This window comes from Aquisphaera insulae, assembly GCF_011064615.1.
Lineage (GTDB): Bacteria > Planctomycetota > Planctomycetia > Isosphaerales > Isosphaeraceae > Aquisphaera > Aquisphaera insulae.
The window spans coordinates 95,452-112,768 of record NZ_JAALJH010000010.1 but is presented as its reverse complement, the minus strand read 5'-3'; the positions used below and the strand labels follow the sequence as shown (position 1 = coordinate 112,768).

15 protein-coding genes are annotated in these 17,317 nt (G+C 68.9%); 4 read left to right on the top strand and 11 right to left on the bottom strand.

Translation table 11 applies throughout. The features are described 5' to 3' along the window. Positions 1-39: 39 nt before the first annotated feature. Both G6O54_RS38510 and G6O54_RS08625 read right to left on the bottom strand, forming a co-directional pair. On the bottom strand, positions 40-3,399 hold the full coding sequence (locus G6O54_RS38510; RefSeq protein WP_165223279.1) for a serine/threonine-protein kinase: 3,360 nt from the start codon (positions 3,397-3,399) through the stop codon (positions 40-42). A 2-nt stretch (positions 3,400-3,401) separates the two neighbouring features. After that, positions 3,402-4,007 (bottom strand): RNA polymerase sigma factor, encoded by a 606-nt coding sequence (locus tag G6O54_RS08625; protein ID WP_250846781.1) that lies wholly within the window; start codon positions 4,005-4,007, stop codon positions 3,402-3,404. A gap of 186 nt (positions 4,008-4,193) precedes the next feature. On the opposite strand from G6O54_RS08625, the gene G6O54_RS08620 reads away from it, so the two are divergent. Further along, positions 4,194-4,838: a 3-keto-disaccharide hydrolase gene (locus G6O54_RS08620; protein WP_165223276.1), complete on the top strand. Its 645-nt coding sequence runs from the start codon at positions 4,194-4,196 to the stop codon at positions 4,836-4,838. A 34-nt stretch (positions 4,839-4,872) separates the two neighbouring features. On the opposite strand, the gene G6O54_RS08615 is transcribed toward G6O54_RS08620, so the two are convergent. Then, on the bottom strand, positions 4,873-5,397 hold the full coding sequence (locus G6O54_RS08615) for a hypothetical protein (RefSeq protein WP_165223273.1): 525 nt from the start codon (positions 5,395-5,397) through the stop codon (positions 4,873-4,875). A gap of 159 nt (positions 5,398-5,556) precedes the next feature. Here G6O54_RS08615 and G6O54_RS08610 point away from each other — a divergent pair, with 159 nt between their 5' ends. Continuing rightward, a complete protein-coding gene (locus G6O54_RS08610; RefSeq protein WP_165223270.1) occupies positions 5,557-6,765 on the top strand; it encodes a PDDEXK nuclease domain-containing protein in 1,209 nt (402 codons plus the stop codon). On the opposite strand, the gene G6O54_RS08605 is transcribed toward G6O54_RS08610, so the two are convergent. From G6O54_RS08605 to bglX, 5 genes are all read right to left on the bottom strand, one after another. Beyond that, the gene (locus G6O54_RS08605) at positions 6,766-8,319 is read right to left on the bottom strand and encodes a leucine-rich repeat domain-containing protein (protein ID WP_165223267.1); all 1,554 of its coding nucleotides are present in this window, start codon (positions 8,317-8,319) and stop codon (positions 6,766-6,768) included. 15 nt (positions 8,320-8,334) lie between these two features. Further along, the gene (locus G6O54_RS08600) at positions 8,335-8,757 is read right to left on the bottom strand and encodes a type II toxin-antitoxin system VapC family toxin (RefSeq protein ID WP_165223263.1); all 423 of its coding nucleotides are present in this window, start codon (positions 8,755-8,757) and stop codon (positions 8,335-8,337) included. Beyond that, positions 8,754-8,993 (bottom strand): type II toxin-antitoxin system prevent-host-death family antitoxin, encoded by a 240-nt coding sequence (locus tag G6O54_RS08595; protein WP_165223260.1) that lies wholly within the window; start codon positions 8,991-8,993, stop codon positions 8,754-8,756. Before G6O54_RS08595 ends, G6O54_RS08600 begins: the two co-directional genes overlap by 4 nt. Positions 8,994-9,011: 18 nt before the next feature. Continuing rightward, positions 9,012-10,136, bottom strand: coding sequence for a Fic family protein (locus G6O54_RS08590; RefSeq protein ID WP_165223257.1), 1,125 nt, complete (start codon positions 10,134-10,136; stop codon positions 9,012-9,014). A 156-nt stretch (positions 10,137-10,292) separates the two neighbouring features. After that, positions 10,293-12,530 (bottom strand): beta-glucosidase BglX, encoded by a 2,238-nt coding sequence (gene bglX / locus G6O54_RS08585; RefSeq protein WP_165223254.1) that lies wholly within the window; start codon positions 12,528-12,530, stop codon positions 10,293-10,295. A 179-nt stretch (positions 12,531-12,709) separates the two neighbouring features. Between bglX and gpmA the strand changes: the two genes are divergently transcribed. Then, the gene (gene gpmA, locus G6O54_RS08580; protein WP_165223251.1) at positions 12,710-13,456 is read left to right on the top strand and encodes a 2,3-diphosphoglycerate-dependent phosphoglycerate mutase; all 747 of its coding nucleotides are present in this window, start codon (positions 12,710-12,712) and stop codon (positions 13,454-13,456) included. Positions 13,457-13,569: 113 nt separating this feature from the next. Here the strand turns inward: gpmA and G6O54_RS08575 are convergent, their stop codons facing one another. From G6O54_RS08575 to G6O54_RS08565, 3 genes are all read right to left on the bottom strand, one after another. Further along, entirely contained in the window at positions 13,570-13,803 is a 234-nt protein-coding gene (locus tag G6O54_RS08575) for a DUF5989 family protein (protein ID WP_165223023.1), read from the bottom strand. 29 nt (positions 13,804-13,832) lie between these two features. Then, entirely contained in the window at positions 13,833-14,249 is a 417-nt protein-coding gene (locus tag G6O54_RS08570; RefSeq protein ID WP_165223248.1) for an SxtJ family membrane protein, read from the bottom strand. 108 nt (positions 14,250-14,357) lie between these two features. Then, the gene (locus G6O54_RS08565) at positions 14,358-16,214 is read right to left on the bottom strand and encodes a carbamoyltransferase family protein (RefSeq protein ID WP_165223245.1); all 1,857 of its coding nucleotides are present in this window, start codon (positions 16,212-16,214) and stop codon (positions 14,358-14,360) included. 359 nt (positions 16,215-16,573) lie between these two features. Between G6O54_RS08565 and G6O54_RS08560 the strand changes: the two genes are divergently transcribed. Next, positions 16,574-17,278, top strand: a complete 705-nt coding sequence (locus G6O54_RS08560; protein WP_165223242.1) for an exosortase-associated EpsI family protein — start codon at positions 16,574-16,576, stop codon at positions 17,276-17,278. Positions 17,279-17,317 lie beyond the last annotated feature (39 nt).

Sequence of the window (17,317 nt, the reverse complement as noted above, 5' to 3'; positions counted from 1 at the left end):
CGAACCAGCGAAGAGAGATCCGCACCCCGCCGGAACGCGTCAGGGTGCGAAGACCTCGCCCGGGAGCGGCAGCCCCTGGACGACGGCGTGGAAGTCGGGGCGGAGCCGGAGGGGCTCGAAGTCGAGATCGTCCAGCAGCGCGCGGAAGGCGAGGCCGTCGCCGAGGTCGGGGGCGGACGCGGCGGACGCGAGGACGGCGACGGCCTCCGCGGATCTCGCGGCACGGGCGTAGATCCGCGCGAGGGCGACGCGCTCGGCCGTCGTCTCGGGCTGCGGGCCCGAGGAGGACCGGGCGATCTCGATCGCCTCGGGGACCCGGCCGGCCAGGCAGAGCGTGGCGGCGCGGCCGCGGGCGATGGAGAGGCGGGAACGCTCGGGGACGGCCTCGAGGGCCTTGTCCCATTCGGCCAGGGACTCGGGGAGCTGGCGGCGCCATTCGAGGGCCACGGCGCGGCCGGCCCGGGCGCGGGCCAGCTCGTCTCGGGCCTCCTCGTCGCCGGGCTCATCGCGAAGGAGGGCCTCCATGTCCTCGGCGGCCTGCGTGGAGTCCCCCAGGGCTTCCGGAATGAGGGCCTCACGCCCGCCCCGTCGCGCCTCTCGCAAGACCGACTCGGCCAGCGTCGACCGGGCGGATGCGGCCAGGATGCGATATCGGGAGACTCCGGGCTGCTCCGCCAGCAGCGATCCCAGCATGGTCAGGGCCTCGCGGAGATCGGCCGCGGCCGGCTCTCGGCGGCCGACGGCCGCCCGCGAGGCGCCGCGGCGGAACAGGTCGCGGGCCCGGTCCTGGCGCGCCTCGGCCGTCCAGGTCCCCTGCCCCGGCTCGCCCAGCAGGGACAGGGCGGACGAGTACGCGGAATCGGCCGCGGCCGACCGGCCGGTCGCGGCGAAGACGTCGCCCAGGTGCCGGGACGTCTCGGCGCGGAGCCGTCGGAGCTCGGCCGCGGCGGCGTGGACCCGAGCGGCCCGGTCGGCGGCCGCGACCGCCGCGCGGGCCTCGGCCTCGGCCCCCGGGAAATCGCGATCGTCGAGGAGGATCTCCGAGAGCTCGGCCCGGTTCAGGATGAGGCGGGCCTGGTAGTCCAGCGACGCCGGGTGGTCGGCGGCCAGGCGTTCGCGGATCTCCAGCGCCCGAGTGTACTCGGCGCGGGCGCGATCGCGCCGGCCCGATGCCGCCTCATAGCCGGCCATGTTCTCGTGGGTCACCGCCAGGTCATCCTGGTAGAGGGCGACCGTGGGATGGTCGCGGACCAGGGCTTCCTGGATGGATAGGGCCTCCTTGAAATAGGCGGGGGCCTCGGCCAGCCGGTTGGTGTTCTGGCAGAAGCTGCCGACGTTGTTGAGGCAGGAGCTCAGCTTGCGGAGGTTCTCCTGGAGCTCGCCCTGCTCGCGGGCGGCGAGCCGTCGGCGCGATTCCAGGCTCTCGCGGAATCGACGGCCGGCATCCTCGAGGCGGTTCCACTGGGCGTAGAGGATCGCCAGGTTGTTCTGGGTCGCGCCCAGGCTGTTGAGGACCTTGACGTTCTCGGGATGCCGGGCGACGAGCCCCTCGCGGATGGCGATCGCCTTCAGGTACTGATCCTCGGAGCGTTCGAAGTGCTGCGCGTCGCACTCGATGTCGCCGAGGGTCAGGAAGCAGGAGGCCCGGCCGTTCAGCAGGACGGGATCGTCGGGCTCCTCGCGGAGCAGGCCGTCGAAGAGTCCGAGGGCTTCGTCCAGTTCGGTACGAGCAGGCTCAGGGCTCGACGTCCGGGCGTGGATCTCGGCGGCCCTGATCAGGGTTTCGGCCAGCTCCCCGCCGGTCGCGCGGTCGCGAGGATCATCCCGGAGGAGGCGGCGAGCCGTATCCGCAGCCTGCCCGTAGGCCTCCAGGGCATCGGACTCGCGGCCCACGTCCTCGTTGAGGCGGCCCAGCCGCGAGAGGACGTTGACCAGCAGCACCAGGGTGGCGCGGTCCGGCTCGCCGCCCGACTCGAGCTCGCCGCGGAGCGACCGATAGAAGTCCAGCGGCGTGCTCAGGAGCGAGGCCCGCAGGTCCCTCTGTTCCGGCTGCTTCAGGAGGACGTCCCGGCTGACCCCGGTGTAGAAGGACTCGATGGCCCGCATCGCCAGGTCGAGCCGCCGGCGGGATTGCTCCAGGTGGCGTTCGGCGCGGCCCCACTGGACGTACACGCCCGCGACCCCCGCGACGATCGACGCCGCCAGGAGCATCCCGAGCGCCGCGTAGGCCGGATGGCGGCGGGCCCAGAGCCAGGACCTTCGGGCCATCCCGACCCGGCGGGCGGCGATCGGCCGGCCCTCGCGCCAGCTCCGGAGGTCCTCGGCCAGGGCGTCGGCGCTCGGATAGCGGTCCTCGGGCTTCTTCGAGAGGCACTTGGCGCAGATGACGTCCAGGTCTCGCGGCAGGCCGGCGCGGGCGCGGGAGACGGATGGGGCCGGCTCGTGGACGACCTTCATCATGATGTCCCAGGGCGATTCGCCGCGGAATGGCGGGCCGCCCGTGAGGGCCTCGAAGAGGATCGCGCCCAGGGCGTAGACGTCCGCCGGGACGCCGACCGTCCGGCCGCCGGAGGCCTGCTCCGGGGCCATGTAGCCGGGCGTCCCTAGGATCTGGCCGGTCTGGGTCAGCCCGCTGTCGTCCCCGACCCGCTTGGCCAGGCCGAAGTCGGTGATCTTGGGGACGGGTGCCGAGCCGTCGGTCCCGCCGGGGTCGAGCAGGATGTTGGCCGGCTTCAGGTCGCGGTGGACCACGCCGCACTGGTGCGCAGCATGGACGGCGCGGGCGAGGGTCTCCACCAGGGCCGCGGCCTCGGCCGGCGAGCGGGCCCCCTCCGCCAGGGACGTCGCGAGGTTGCCGCCGGCGACGTACTCCATCGAGAAGAAGGGTCGGCCGTCGACGGCCCCGACCTCGTAGACCTGGACGATGTTCGGGTGCCGCAACTGCGCCAGGCTCTCCCCCTCGAAGCGGAACCGGACCAGGTCCTCGGCGCGGCCGCGGCCGGCGGGGACCATCTTGACGGCGACCAGGCGGTTGGCGTCGGTCTGGCGGGCGAGATAGACGACCCCCATTCCGCCCCGCCCGAGCTCGCGCTCGATCGCGTATCCGGGGATCGAGAACGGAGCGTCGGCGACGGAAGCCCACACCGGCGCGGCCTCGCCGCCGGCGCGGGCCTCGGTCGGGAAGGCCGACGGCGAGGCCACCGCCGCCGATCGGGGACCGCTCCAGGAGGGCTCCGCGCCGCCGGCCTCGGTCGCGGGGGCCGTGAGCCTTTCCAGCAGATCCTGGCAGGCCCGGCACCCGGCCACGTGCGTCTCAACCTCCGACCATTCGGGGCCATCGGTGCGGGTGTCGTCGAGGATCTTCCGGAACATCTCGGGCGTCGGGCAGGCGATCGGCACGCTTACGGTCCCCCTTCGAGCCTCTGGACCTCCTCGCGGAGCATCTTCTGGACCTTGCTCTTGGCCTTGAACACGGCCGCGATCGACATCCCCACGCGTTCGGCGGCCTCGGCGCCCGAGAGCCCCTCCACGGCCGTGAGCCGGAAGGCGTCCCAGGTCCGGGCCTCCACCCTCAACCGGATCCGGGCCGTCGCCTCCTCCAGGACCTCGTGGTCGAAGGCGTCGACGAGCCGGGCCTGGAGGTCGTCGCGCGCCTCCAGGCCGTGGAGCTGGTCGAGCACGGCGGAGTCGCCGGTCCCCCCCGCCCCGGGCCGCTTCCGCGACTCGATCAGGTCGCACCAGGCGAAGTGGGCCACCGTCTTCACATAGGCGCGGAAGCTCCTCGACGGATCATATTCGAACGTCCGGAGGCGGGACGCCAGCCGAGCCAGGACATCCTGCGTCACGTCCTCGGCATCGGCGTCCTGGAGCTTCCAGCGCCGGCACCACTGGCGGATCATCGGCCCGTACCGGCGCATGAAGTCGTCCCAGTCGCCGGGGCCCGGCGCCTCCAGGCGCAGCCTCCCCAGCAGGCTGGCGCTGGTCCGCATCGGCGTCGGATTCTCCACGATCACCTCCGGTGAATTGCACGCGACCATCCTATCGCGGGAACTCCCCGGGCCTTGCAAGAAATCGGCGGAAATTCCGATCCCCGGCCGGTCCTGGCGGCGGGCTCCGTCGCGGCTATAATCCGCGATCAGGCCGCGACGCCGGCCCACCTGCCGCATCCCCCGAAGCTCCCGTGGAGGTCTCCCGTGAAGTATGCCCTGTTCCTCGCCGCGAGTGCCACCCTGACGACCTTCGCCCTGGCCCAGGACGGGCCGACCCGGCTCTTCAACGGCAAGGACCTCACCGGCTGGACGGCGGTCCTCGACGGCGCAGGGGCCGACCCGGCCCGGACCTGGAGCGTGGCCGACGGCGTCCTGAAGTGCACGGGCAAGCCGGTGGGATACCTCAAGACGGAGCGGGAATACGGCGACTACACGCTGACGCTCGAGTGGCGCTGGCCGGCGGGGACCGCGGGGGGGAATAACGGCGTGCTCGTGCACGCGACGACGCCCCGGGCGCTGGGGATCTGGCCCCGGTCGATCGAGGTGCAGCTCCTCAAGGACAACGCGGGCGACTTCTGGGTCATCGGCACCGAGCTCGACGTCCCCGACGAGGCCACCCGCAAGAAGGACCGCCGCCACATCAACCTGACCGACGGCTCCGAGAAGCCGATCGGCGAGTGGAACCGGATGGAGATCACCTGCAAGGGCGACACCCTCCGCGTGAAGGTCAACGGCGAGCTCGTCAACGAGGCGACCAACTGCAACGTGACGAAGGGCGCGATCTGCCTCCAGTCCGAGGGCGCCCCCATCGAATACCGCGACATCGTGCTGACGCCGCTGAGGCCGTGACGACGCCTCCCTGACCACCTCCGGGAGTCTGCCTTCAAGAGTGCCACCACCGCCGATGCAGGAACGCGATGGCCGCCAGCAGGTCCGGCGTATCGCGGCCGGGCTCGATCGCCAGGCACCATTGGCGCTTCGAAAGGCCGACTCCACCGAGCAGCCCCGGCGTGCCGCGGGTGATCCCGCGGATGCGGAGATTGAAGAAGGGCGTTTCGAACGTCCACGACTCGCCCCCGGCTATGTCCAGGGCGTGACGTCTCAGCAGGATCGATCGGATCGCGAGCGTCCAGACGACCTCATCGCCACGCCGCATCGCATACCTCGCGCCGGGGACGAGGCCCGCCCGACTGATGACGCCCCGTTCGCGATCCTCGGCGTCGAGGACGCGTATCCGCCGCGAGAACCGCGATGCCGGTTCGAGCCGCAGCCGGAGGGGCCACGGCCTTTCCGGGCTCTCCTCGTCGCCATCGACCAGGAGAACGCGCACGGTGTCCCTCGGGCCGCCGATCTCGCAATAGTACCGCCGAGCGTCATCCAACCAGGCCGGCAGGATCGCCTCGGGCACGATCGCGGACCTCATTGAGAAGAGAACGTTGACCGCCGCCCACGCCGGCTATCCTACAACTGCCACTGAACACCATCAACTTATTCCGGATCGGCTTCAGGAGCGGCCTCGTACCGATGTGATAGGATTGCAGCAAGGTCGATAGGTTCGGAGCAGGCCATGGGCAGGAAGAAGCCGTCGAAACTCGAGCCGGTTGTCGCGCCCTCGGGCCCCAGCGGATTGCCGGAAGGCTACGATCAGCTTCTCGTGAGCCTGAAGGACCGCATCCGCGCCGCCCAACTGCGAGCGGCCGTCGCCGTCAACCGGGAGCTGGTGCTCCTCTACTGGGGGATCGGACGCGACATCCTGACCCGCCAGGAAGACCAGGGCTGGGGTGCAAAGGTCATCGATCGCCTGGCCGAGGACCTCAAGCGGGCCTTCCCCGAGATGTCCGGGTTCTCCCCGCGGAACCTGAAATACATGCGTGCCTTCGCCGAGGCGTGGCCGGAGGAGCCAATTGTGCAACAGCTTGTTGCACAAATTCCGTGGGGCCATAACGTCCGATTGCTGGACCATGTCAAGGACCCCGATGAACGGGTCTGGTATATTCGGAAGACAATCGAGAATGGCTGGAGCCGGAACATCCTCGAGATCCAGATCGAGACCGACCTCTATCGCCACCAGGGGAAGGCGTTGAACAACTTCGCGGCAACGCTGCCGAAGCCGCAATCCGACCTCGCCGAGCAGATCCTGAAGGACCCGTACAACTTCGACTTCCTCACGCTCGGCGACGCTGCCCGCGAGCGTGAGATCGAGCGCGGACTGATGGAGCACATCCGCCAGTTCCTCCTGGAGCTGGGGGTCGGCTTCGCGTTCGTGGGCAGTCAGCATCGACTCGAAGTGGGCGGCGAGGAGTTCTTCATCGACCTGCTCTTCTACCACCTGAAGCTGCGCGCTTATGTGGTGATCGAATTGAAGGCGACGGAGTTCCGGCCCGAGCACGCCGGGAAGATGAACTTCTACCTCTCCGCGGTGGACGACCTCCTCCGGCACCCCCAGGACGCACCGACGATCGGGATCATCCTCTGCAAGAGCAAGGGGAAGATCGTGGCCGAGTACGCCCTTCGGGACATCAACAAGCCCATCGGCATCAGCGGCTTCACGCTCTCCGAATCGTTGCCCGAAACGCTCCGCGGCAGCCTGCCGACCATCGCCGACCTGGAGGCCGAGCTGAGCAACGCGGCATCCGAGGACGAGGGCACGGATACCATCCGCGCCCTTCCCGCTCCGGCCTCTCCGTCCACCGAGCCGGCGAAGCCGAAGGCGAGCGTCCGATCCGGCGCCCTGACGAAGGGCTCCCGAAAGCGAGGATCGGTTCGTCGCGGCTGATCAGCTCCAGAAATAGTCCGTGGTGACCGTCGGTCGGCGATCGGGACGAGCAAGATAGACCCGACCGCCCAGGCGCCCCTTCAGGCAATCGCCCGCAGTCGTCGAGATGGCGTCGTTGCCGCGGAGCCAGAGCCTCCAGAGCTGCGAGGCGAACGGCGCCTCCGCAAGCGCCAGGGCGCCCGCGTCACCGATACCCCCCAGGCTCAGGGTCAGGGTGCGGAGCCGCGTCGGTCCCCGATACGAGGCCAGGACAGACGCCCCCGCGTCGCCGATCGTGTACGACGCGTGGAGGTCGAGCGACCGGAGCCGAGGGAACCATCCGGCACCGAGGATGGCCCGGACCGATCGCTCCGTCAGACGGTTCCGGTCGATGCCCAGGCTCGTCAGCCCGCGCCAGGCGGGGGAGCGGCAGAACCGCTCGACGCCCTCGTCGGTCACGCGGGTCTCGGAGAGGCAGAGCGACTTCAGGTCCCCCAGCCAGGGCGATCTCGACAGGATCTCGAGCTGCTCGTCGTTCAGCCCGCTCAGGACGAACATCAGGTTGTCCAGGCGCGACAGCCCGGGCCATCGGGCCAGCCGGCGGAGCGAGTCGGTGTCGATGGACCAGCTATTGGACGACTCGAGCCGTTTCAGGGATCCCAGGGAATCCGACCTTACGAAGGCGTCGACCAACTCGGTGTCGATGGGACAGTCCAGGCCCACGGATTCAACGCGGGCCAGGGCGGACGAGCAGAGCAGACGGGCATTCCCCTCCTGACTGATCTCATCGTTCAGCCTGAAGTCGAGCTCCGTGAGCCCGAGGAGGGCGAGCGTCGGCGAGTCGGCGAGAGCGCACGCCCCGGCCGTCCCCATCTTCGTGTTCCACAGCTTCAGGCGACGCAGGCGGTCGAGGCGGTCGCTCGAGGCGATGAGCGCGGCCCCTTCGTCTCCCACCGACGACCATCCCAGATCGAGCAGCTCCAACCGACCGCACCAGGGAGCATCCAGGATTGCCTCGACGCTCCGCGGCCCGATTGGCACGTTGTAGTTCAAGGCGAGCCCGCGAAGGTTGCGCAACCGGTCGCTCGCGGCCAGCTCAATCACGTCCTCGTCGCCGAGCCCCTCGCGATACTCCCCTTCGGGACGAAGCGACAGGTACTCGATCCGATCGATCCAGCGACTCGCGAGCAGATCGCCCACCCGGCCGCGGGCTCCGCGGATGGCAAGCGACCGGATCGGGAATCGGCCGAGGATCGCGTCGCCGTGGGCGAGGTAGGCGTCCATGTCGAGGAGGACCTGGCCGACCATGCCCCCCTCGAGATGGACCCATTCGGCGATTTCCGCCAGCGGCCCGAGCCAGGCTTCGCGATGGGCGTCCAGGAGGGCGACCTGCCGGTCCTGCAGGCCGAGGGTCTCGTCCTCATCCCGCGCCGCCCCGGCGATCTCATATTCGCGTCGGATGAACTCGCCGAGGGGATCGCGGCCAGTCGCCAGGGCGTCCGCATAGGCGAGTTTCGCCGCGTCGTCGCCGGGGCGATCGAGGACCGATTTCAGGGCCTCGTCGATCTCGTTCATGAAGCCTCGCAGCCGTTAACCACCCGACCAGGGGTCGATGAGGAGCGCCCCGCTGACCTGGAAGTGCTTCGTGTTCCGGGTCATGATGTGGAGCCCGTGGCGGAGAGCCGTCGCGGCCAGGAGGCCATGGGGCGCCGGGATGATCAACCCCTTCTTCTGGGCCCGAGCCGTCAACTCGCCCCAGACTCTTCCGGTCTCGAGATCGATGCCGAGGATACGTTCCGCAAACTGGCTCTCCAGCGAATCCAACCACGACCAGAGGGCCTTCTTCTGCTTACCTGGTGCGAGCAGGGCAAATCCCTTGATGACTTCGCCCACAGTGATCGCGCTGAGGTAAAGCTCCTCCGAGGGCACCGCGCGCACGGCGGCCTTCACGGATGCCTGACCCCGGGGCTTGCGGATCTCGGCGAGCGTGCACGTGTCGAGTAACACTCTCATAGGTCCACATCCCGCGCCGGGCTCTGGTCGCGTTCCAGGTCGAGTCCTTCAAAGGAAGGTCCTGAGAAGAGGAAGTCCTTGAAATCCGGCCGCTTTCCCACCAGCTCCTCGTACCGCGCCGCGGACATGAGGACCACCCTGTCATTCCTCCGGGTGATGGTCTGCGGCCCCTCCGTCAGGGCCAGGTTCACCACTTCCGTGAGGCGGTTCTTTGCCTCGGCGAGCTTCCAGGCCATGACGACACTCCTTGGACTCTAGTCTGTCTGGACAGAATATGAAGGCGGATTACTCCGGGCAATTTTTTCGTATTCGGGGGACAGCCGATACCTCCGCGATTTCCTGGCGGGGTCGACGACAATCACGAAGCCGCTTTGCACCCAGGACGAGAGGACGTTTCGCGCCATTCGCTGGGAGATGCCGAAGAGGCCCTCGACGTCGCGGCTGGTGATGACGACAGAGCGGCGGAAGAGATCCAGGGCCCGGCGTTGGCGGGGGTCAAGTCGACGCAGTGCGGCCGAGGCGTCCTTCGTGTCGCGATCCGCGGCCTCCCGGGCCCGGCGACGGACGCCCTCGAAGCTGTTGGCCACGCCCGCACAGAAGTACTCCACCCAGCCCGTGATATCGGCCTCCGCACGCCCCAGATAATAGTTATGCGAAGGCCCGACCGTGAGGGCCTGGTAATAGGCGGCAAGGTCGCGAGCGTAGTACTCCTCGAGCGAATAAAGCCCCTTCAGGTCGTAGCCGCCACGGTGCATGATCAGTGTGGTTAGCAGCCTCGCCGTCCGGCCATTCCCATCGTAATAGGGGTGGATGGTGGCGAACTGATAGTGCGCGATCCCCGCGCGGATTGGGCACGGCACGTCCTCGCGTTCGCTCCGCCTGAGCCAGTCGAGTAGCTCATTCATGAGCCGGGGGACGTCTCTGGCTTCCGGGGGCATGTAGACGATTCGGCGGCTCCCACTCTCGCGGATGACGTTCTGCCCGCCGCGGTAGGGGCTGGGCTTCTTCGCCGCCTTGCCCCCGGCCATCACCAGGGCATGGAGGGTCCGCACCTGAAGATCCGTGACGCCCTCGTTCTGAGCCGCGAAACGTTCCATCTGTTCGAGTGCCGCGTAATAGCCGAGGACCTCCGCCTCATCACGCTCCCGGCCAGGGATGGACCCCTGCCGCTCGATCACCGCGGAGACCTCTTCCTGCGTGAGCCGATTCCCCTCGATCCTCGTGGAATAGTGGGTGGAGAACCGCCGCGCCGTCTCGCGGAGTCCGGCCAGCACCGCGGCCGTGATCGGCAAATCCTCCACGGCCTGCCGGGCCGCCCCGATCCTCATCAAGTACGTCGCGGCCCGGTCGGTGATCCGATAGTTGGGCTGGAACGGCATCGCTGCGGCACCTTCGCGAGAGGGTTTACTGCCGTTATCTTGCCGTTAACGTGCCGATAAATCAAGCGCCGGATTTGACCTCACCGTCTTGATCACGTGGAAGAGGAGGCGTTGACGAGCGCTATCGATTCCCGCAGGTCACTGCAATCACTCCAGTCAGGGGCCCGCGACCTCGAACCCCTCGGTCAGCCCCCCGACGCTGCTGGTCCCGGCGGTGACCTGGAACTGGCCGGGCTCGACGACGAACCTGAGGTTGGCGTCGAGGAAGCCCAGGCGGTCGGGGCCGAGCTCGAACCGGACGGTCTGGGTGCCGCCCGGCGGGAGCGTGACGCGGCGGAAGCCGGCGAGCTCCTTGACGGGGCGGGCGACGCTCGAGACCTCGTCGCGGAGATAGAGCTGGACGACCTCGTCCCCCGGCCGGTCGCCGACGTTCTTCACGTCCACGGACACAGTGAGCTTGCCGTCGGGGGCGATCGACTTTGCGCTCAGGGTCAGGCTGGAGAGCTCGAAGCGGGTGTAGCTGAGGCCGTAGCCGAAGGGGAACTGGGGGTCGGACGGGAGGTCGATGTACTTCGACGTGTAGCGATTGTCAGCCTTCGCGGGCCGGCCGGTGCTGAGGGCGTTGTAATAGATCGGCACCTGGCCGACCGTGCGGGGGAAGGTCACCGGCAGCTTCCCGCCGGGGTTCACGTCGCCGAAGAGGACGTCAGCCAGGGCGTTGCCCCCCTCGGTGCCGGGGAGCCAGGCCTCGACGATCGCCGGGACGTGGTCGGCGATCCAGCCGATGGTGAGAGGCCGGCCGTTGTACAGGACCACGACCGTGGGGACGCCCGTCGCCTGGATCGTCTTGACGAGGTTGAGCTGATGGCCGGGCAGGTCGAGCGAGCTCCGCGAGCCGGCCTCGCCGCTCATCGCGGAGGACTCGCCGACGGCGACGATCGCGAGCTCGGCCTGGCGGGCCAGGCGGACGGCCTCGGGGAAGCCGTCGACCGAGTCCCCCTCGATGTCGCAGCCCTTCGCGTAAGTGACCTGAACGTCCCCCCTGCCCTGCACCTTCGACCGGAGCCCGGCGAAGAGCGTCACCGTGTCCTCCACGCGGCCGTCGCCCCGCCAGTGGCTGAGGGGCGCATCGGGGTCGTCGGCCAGCGGGCCGATCACGGCGATGGCGCGGGTGGCGGGCTTGATCGGGAGGAGGCCGCCGTCATTCTTGAGCAGGACCGTGGAGCGGGCGGCGATCTCGCGGGCGGCGGCCCGGTGCTCGCGGGCGCCCACGACCTTCGCCTCGCGGGACTCATCGACGTAGGGGTGTTCGAACAGCCCGGCGCGGAACTTGACGCGGAGGATCCGCCGGACGGCCTCGTCGAGCTTCGCCGGCGGGACCTTGCCCTGTTCCATGAGCTTCGGCAGGTGCTCGGCGAAGAGGCGGCTGACCATCTCCATGTCGACGCCGGCGTTGAGCGCCTGGCGGGCGGCGTCGGCCCCGTCGGCGGCCGTGCGATGGGCGATCATCTCCTTGATGGATTCGTAATCGCTGACGAGGAGGCCGTCGAAGTGCCACTCGTCGCGGAGGACCTTCGTCAGCGTGAACGGGTTGGCCGAGGCGGGGACGCCGTCGATCGTGTTGAACGAACACATGAAGGTCTGTGCCCCGGCATCGAGGGCCGCACGGAAGGGCGGGAAGTAGGTCGTGCGGAGGGTGTGCTCGGAGAGCTCGGCGGTGTTGTAGTCGCGGCCCCCCTCGGCGGCGCCGTAGGCCACCCAGTGCTTGGCGCAGGCGAGGACGCGGTCGGGCGCGGCCGGGTCGTCCCCCTGGAAGCCGCGGACGCGGGCGGCGGCCAGGACCGAGCCCAGGTACGGATCCTCCCCGGAGCCCTCCATGATCCGCCCCCAGCGAGGATCCCGGGCGATGTCCACCATCGGGGCGAAGGTCCATTTCAGGCCGGTGGAGGCGGCCTCGGCCGCGGCGATGCCGGCGGCCCGCTCGGCCACGGCGGGATCCCAGCTACTGGCCTCGGCCAGGGGGGTCGGGAAGATGACGCGGTAGCCGTGGATGACGTCGAAGCCGAAGAGGAGCGGGATCCTGAGCCGGGACTTCTCCACGGCCAGCCGCTGGGCCTCGTTGATGGCCTTCGCCCCGCGGATGTTCAGGAACGAGCCGACCAGGCCCCGGGAGGCGAGGTCTCGGTGCTCGTCGCGGATGGCCCAGGTGTTGGGGACGCTGTCGAGCTGCTGGAGCTGGCCGATCTTCTCCTCGACGGTCATCCTCGCCAGCAGCTCATTCACCCGGGGCTCGACGTCCCGGGCCGGCGGTGCCGAGCGGGCGAGGCCCGCGAGGCCGAGGAGGACGAGCGGCACGAGCCGGGACGGCAGCGAGCGGAGGCACGGCGAGGGCATGGCGTGGATCCTTCGGGGAGGCGAGCGGTCCGATCCCGGCCCCGAGTCTATCTCGGCCCGCGGGGTGGGGACACGGGGCAGCGGCCGGCATCGGTCGCCCGGTTGACCGCCTCGCCCCGGCACCGGACAATGGCGGGAATTGCCGGCGGAAACCGGGCTATTCGATGGCTGGAGAACCCATGACCAAGATCGTGCTGCTGCGACATGGCGAGAGCGTCTGGAACAAGGAGAACCTCTTCACCGGCTGGACCGACGTGGACCTCTCCGACCAGGGCCGGATCGAGGCGAAGAAGGCCGGCGAGCTGCTCAAGGCGGACGGCTTCACCTTCGACATCGCGTTCACGTCGGTCCTCAAGCGGGCGATCCGGACGCTCTGGACGGCCCTCGACCAGCTCGACGAGATGTGGATCCCGATCGTCCACGCCTGGCAGCTCAACGAGCGGCACTACGGGGCGCTCCAGGGGCTGAACAAGGCCCAGACGGCGGCCAAGTACGGGGATGAGCAGGTCCTGATCTGGCGGCGGAGCTACGACACCCCGCCCCCGCCGCTGGAGGAGTCCGACCCGCGCTATCCCGGCTCCGACCCCCGCTACCAGGGGCTGAGCAAGTCCGAGCTGCCGCTGACCGAGTGCCTGAAGGATACCGTGGCGCGGGTGGTGCCGTACTGGGAAAATGAGATCGTCCCGGCCATCAAGGCGGGGAAGAAGGTCATCATCGCCGCCCACGGCAACAGCCTGCGGGCGCTGGTGAAGTACCTGGACAACATCCCGGACGACAAGATCGTCGCCCTGAACATCCCGACCGGCGTGCCGCTGGTCTACGAGCTCGACGCCGACCTCAAGCCGATCAAGAACTACTACCTGGGCGACCCGGAAGAGATCGCCAAGGCGGCCGCGGCGGTGGCGGCGCAGGGCAAGGCGAAGTGACGATCACGCCGCGACTCGCGACGGCGATCGCCCCCTCCCCCATCCCTCACCTGCGGTGGGAGGAGGGGGCCGGACCCCTCGGCTTGGGCCATGGCCTTGAGTGAGGCCCGGGCTCAGAAGAGGGTGTAGATGAACGGCGCGGCGGCGGTGCTGGAGAGGAAGATCAGCACGCCCAGCAGCAGCATCACGACGACGATCGGAAGCAGCCACCACTTCTTGTTCTCCGCCAGGAAGGCGAGGAACTCGCTGACGAGGCTCTCGCTTTGCTGGGCGGCGGCGAGCTTCTCGAACTCGCTGGCGGCGGCCTTCTCGGTCTCGTTGACGGGCTTGTCGGTCGTCTGGCTCATGGTCGTCGCATCCCGCGGGAGATGATGGATCAGAACTGTTTGAGATAACGGCGGGGATCAGTCGGGGTGGCCTTCGGCGCCCAGTAGGTCGCCTGCCCGGGGCGGCGGGCACGATGGAGCGAATCCCGGCCGATGAGGCGGAATATCAGTCCGATCGGCGTGAACAGCCCGTAGTACATGACGGCGAGGATGATCTGCGAGATGGTCCAGCCGATCGGGAAGGCGAGGACCATCCAGCCGACGTAGATCGGCCGCAAGACCTGAGGTCGGAGCAATCCGGGTACGCCGACGGCCAGGGCCAGGATTCCCAGGGCCGTCGCCGCGGTGGTATGCCCGCGGCCGAATCCTTCCCAGGCCGCGAGTCCGCCGAAGCAGACGAGCCAGAGCCCGGCGAACTGGCGGAGCGTGCGAGCGTCCGGCCGGAACTGGATATCAGACCACTGCATGACTTCCGCGTCCTCCGGATCGAAAGGGCTCGGTTGATCGACCAGCCGCCATCACTGTTGTACCAGAACGCCCCGCGATCACACTGCCGCGGCGGTAGGGCCCTTCGTTCAGTCGAGCTGGAACTGAGCGAGGTACTCCTCGCGGGCCGCCGCGCCGGCCTGGCGGGTCGCCTCGTCCTTGATCAGGACGACGTCCTCGAGGACCAGCACATCCATGTCGGTGGACAGGAAGCAGCGATAGGCGTCTTCCGGGGAGCCGACGATCGGCTCCCCACGGACGTTGAAGCTTGTGTTCACCAGCACAGGGCATCCGGTCAGCCGCTCGAAGGCCTCCAGGAGCCGCGTCAGCCGCGGGTTGCGGTCCTCGTCCACGGTCTGGAGCCGGGCGCTGTAGTCGACGTGGGTCACGGCCGGAATCTCGGAGCGGACCACGTTGACCCGGCGGCGCAGGTCGGGATCGTCCTCCATGACCCTGAGCGCCTCGGCGTCGATCGGGACCCGGCGCTCCTCCCGGACCGGGGCGACGATGAGCATGTAAGGGCTTTCCTGGCCGGGCTCGATCTCGAACCACTCGGCGGCCCGGTCGCGGAGGACGATCGGGGCGAACGGGCGGAAGCTCTCGCGGAACTTGATCTTGAGGTTCATCGTCGCCTGCATGGCCGGGGAGCGGGGGTCGCCGAGGATGCTCCGCGCCCCGAGGGCTCGGGGACCGAACTCCATCCGGCCCTGGAACCAGCCGACGATCTTGCCCTCGGCCAGCAGCTCGGCGACGTGCTCGACCAGCTCCTCCTCGCGATCGAACCGCCGGCCGCCCGAGGGCTTGTCGGCCAGGAATTCGGCCACGGCCGAGGCATCGAAGTGCGGCCCCAGGAGGCTCCCCTTCTGGGAATCCCGGGCCGACGCCCGCCGCGGCTTCTCCAGGAGCTGGTGCCAGACGAAGAGCGCGGCACCCAGCGCACCGCCGGCGTCGCCGGCCGCCGGCTGGATCCAGAGGTCCTCGAACGGTCCTTCGCGGAGCAGCCGGCCGTTGGCCACGCAGTTGAGGGCCACGCCGCCGGCCAGGACCAGGTGCTTCTTGCCGGTCTTTGCCGCCACGTGGCGGGCGATCCGCAGGACGATCTCCTCGGTCACGGCCTGGATGCTCGCCGCCAGGTCCATGTGCCGCGGCTCGAGGTCCGACTCCGGGGCGCGGGGCGGCCCGCCGAAGAGGTCGTGGAATCTCGGACCCGTCATCGTCAGCCCCTGGCAATACTGGAAATAATCCATGTCCAGCCAGAAACTTCCGTCATCCTTGAGGTCGATCATCCGTTCCAGGACTATATCCCTATAGACGGGCCGGCCGTAGGGGGCCAGCCCCATCAGCTTGTACTCGCCGCTGTTGACCTTGAAGCCGCAGTAATAGGTGAAGGCGGAATAGAGGAGCCCGAGCGAGTGGGGGAATGCGATATGATCGGTGAGCCGGATCCGGTTCCCCTCGCCGACGCCGAAGGTTGTCGTGCTCCACTCGCCGACGCCGTCCAGGGTGATGATGGCCGCCTCGTCGAACGGGCTGGGGAAGAAGGCGCTGGCCGCGTGGGTCTCGTGATGGTCGGCGAAGATGAGCCGGGCGCGGGGCGGGAAGCCCAGGGCCTTGCGGATGGTCCGCCGCATGTGCAGCTTATCCTTCAGCCAGAGCGGCATGGCCAGGCGGAAGCTGCGGAAGCCGGCCGGCGCGAACGCCAGGTAGGTCTCGAGGAGGCGTTCGAACTTCGTCAGCGGCTTGTCGTAGAAGGCGACATAGTCGAGATCCCCGGGGGCCAGCCCCCCCTCTCGCAGGCAGTAGGCGATGGCCCCGGAAGGGAAGGCGGGATCGTGCTTGACCCGCGTGAACCGCTCCTCCTGGGCCGCCGCGATGATCTCGCCATCGACCACCAGGGCGGCAGCACTATCATGATAGAAGGCGGAGATCCCCAGAATCGCGGTCATCGAGCATCCCTCGGGGGTTCGACGGGCCGATCCTCCGTGACCGCCCGGGGCACTCGCCGGGGGGTGTTCCTCGAGGAGGGAGCCCACGCCGGCCGGGCCGGGCCCGCCCCGCGGACACCTCGTCTCGGCGACGGCCATGATACCGGGGCGGCCCCGATGGTGCCACGAGAGGACCTCCGCCGGAGCCCCGGGACGCTCATGGATCGACGGGACGAGCATGTATCGAAGCGGCAACACGATCTTGAGCGCCGGTGTCCTACAATGAATAATAATGGTGCGATGAAGCGGGCATGCACCCACGGGAGCTTTCCCGCCCTCAGGGTGAGACGTAGCAGCACCCCGAAATGGACGGTTTTGTGATGGCCACAGTGGAACTCCCCCAGAAGGTCCAGGACGTCCCGAAGGCCGCGGTCCACTTCGAGTGGAAGCGGCTGGCCCTGGTCTGTGCGCTGATCGCGGTCTCGGGCGGGATCCGCTACTGGCGAGACTGGCAGTTCGCCGCCCTGAGCAAGGGGAGCGAGGCCTCCCCGTTCCCCCTGATCGAGCTGCCGCTCTCGTTCGATACCTGGCAGGCGCAGCCCGGGTCGGAGCAGGTGCTCGAGCCGGAGATCGCCCGCGTCGCCGGGGCCAGCGACCACGTGATCCGGACCTACACCGATAGCAAGACGGGGCTGACGGCCGACGTGATGGTCCTCTATGGCCTGGCCGTCTCGGTCTGGGGACACGTCCCGGAGGTCTGCTACCCCGCCGGCGGGATGGAGATCAGGTCCCATGCCGATCGGGTGACCGTCCCGGCCGCCCTCGCCCCGGGTCAGACCGCCACCTTCCAAAGGCAGTTGTTCGGCCGTTCCACGGAGACCCGGGAGGTCTACCACTCGTTCAAGAACTCCGGGAAATGGGACGTGGACATGGAGGAGAACTGGAAGGCGTTCCGTTATCACCCGTCCATGTTCAAGATCCAGGTCCAGCACCCGTACGGGGGTGATGCCGCCAGCAAGGAGACGGAAAGGCTCCTCGGCCTGATCGTCGACGAAATCGAGCGGCGCGGGGCTGCCAAGAAATAACCCATGCATCCAACGGCCTCCGCCGTCCGGGTCCCCGGA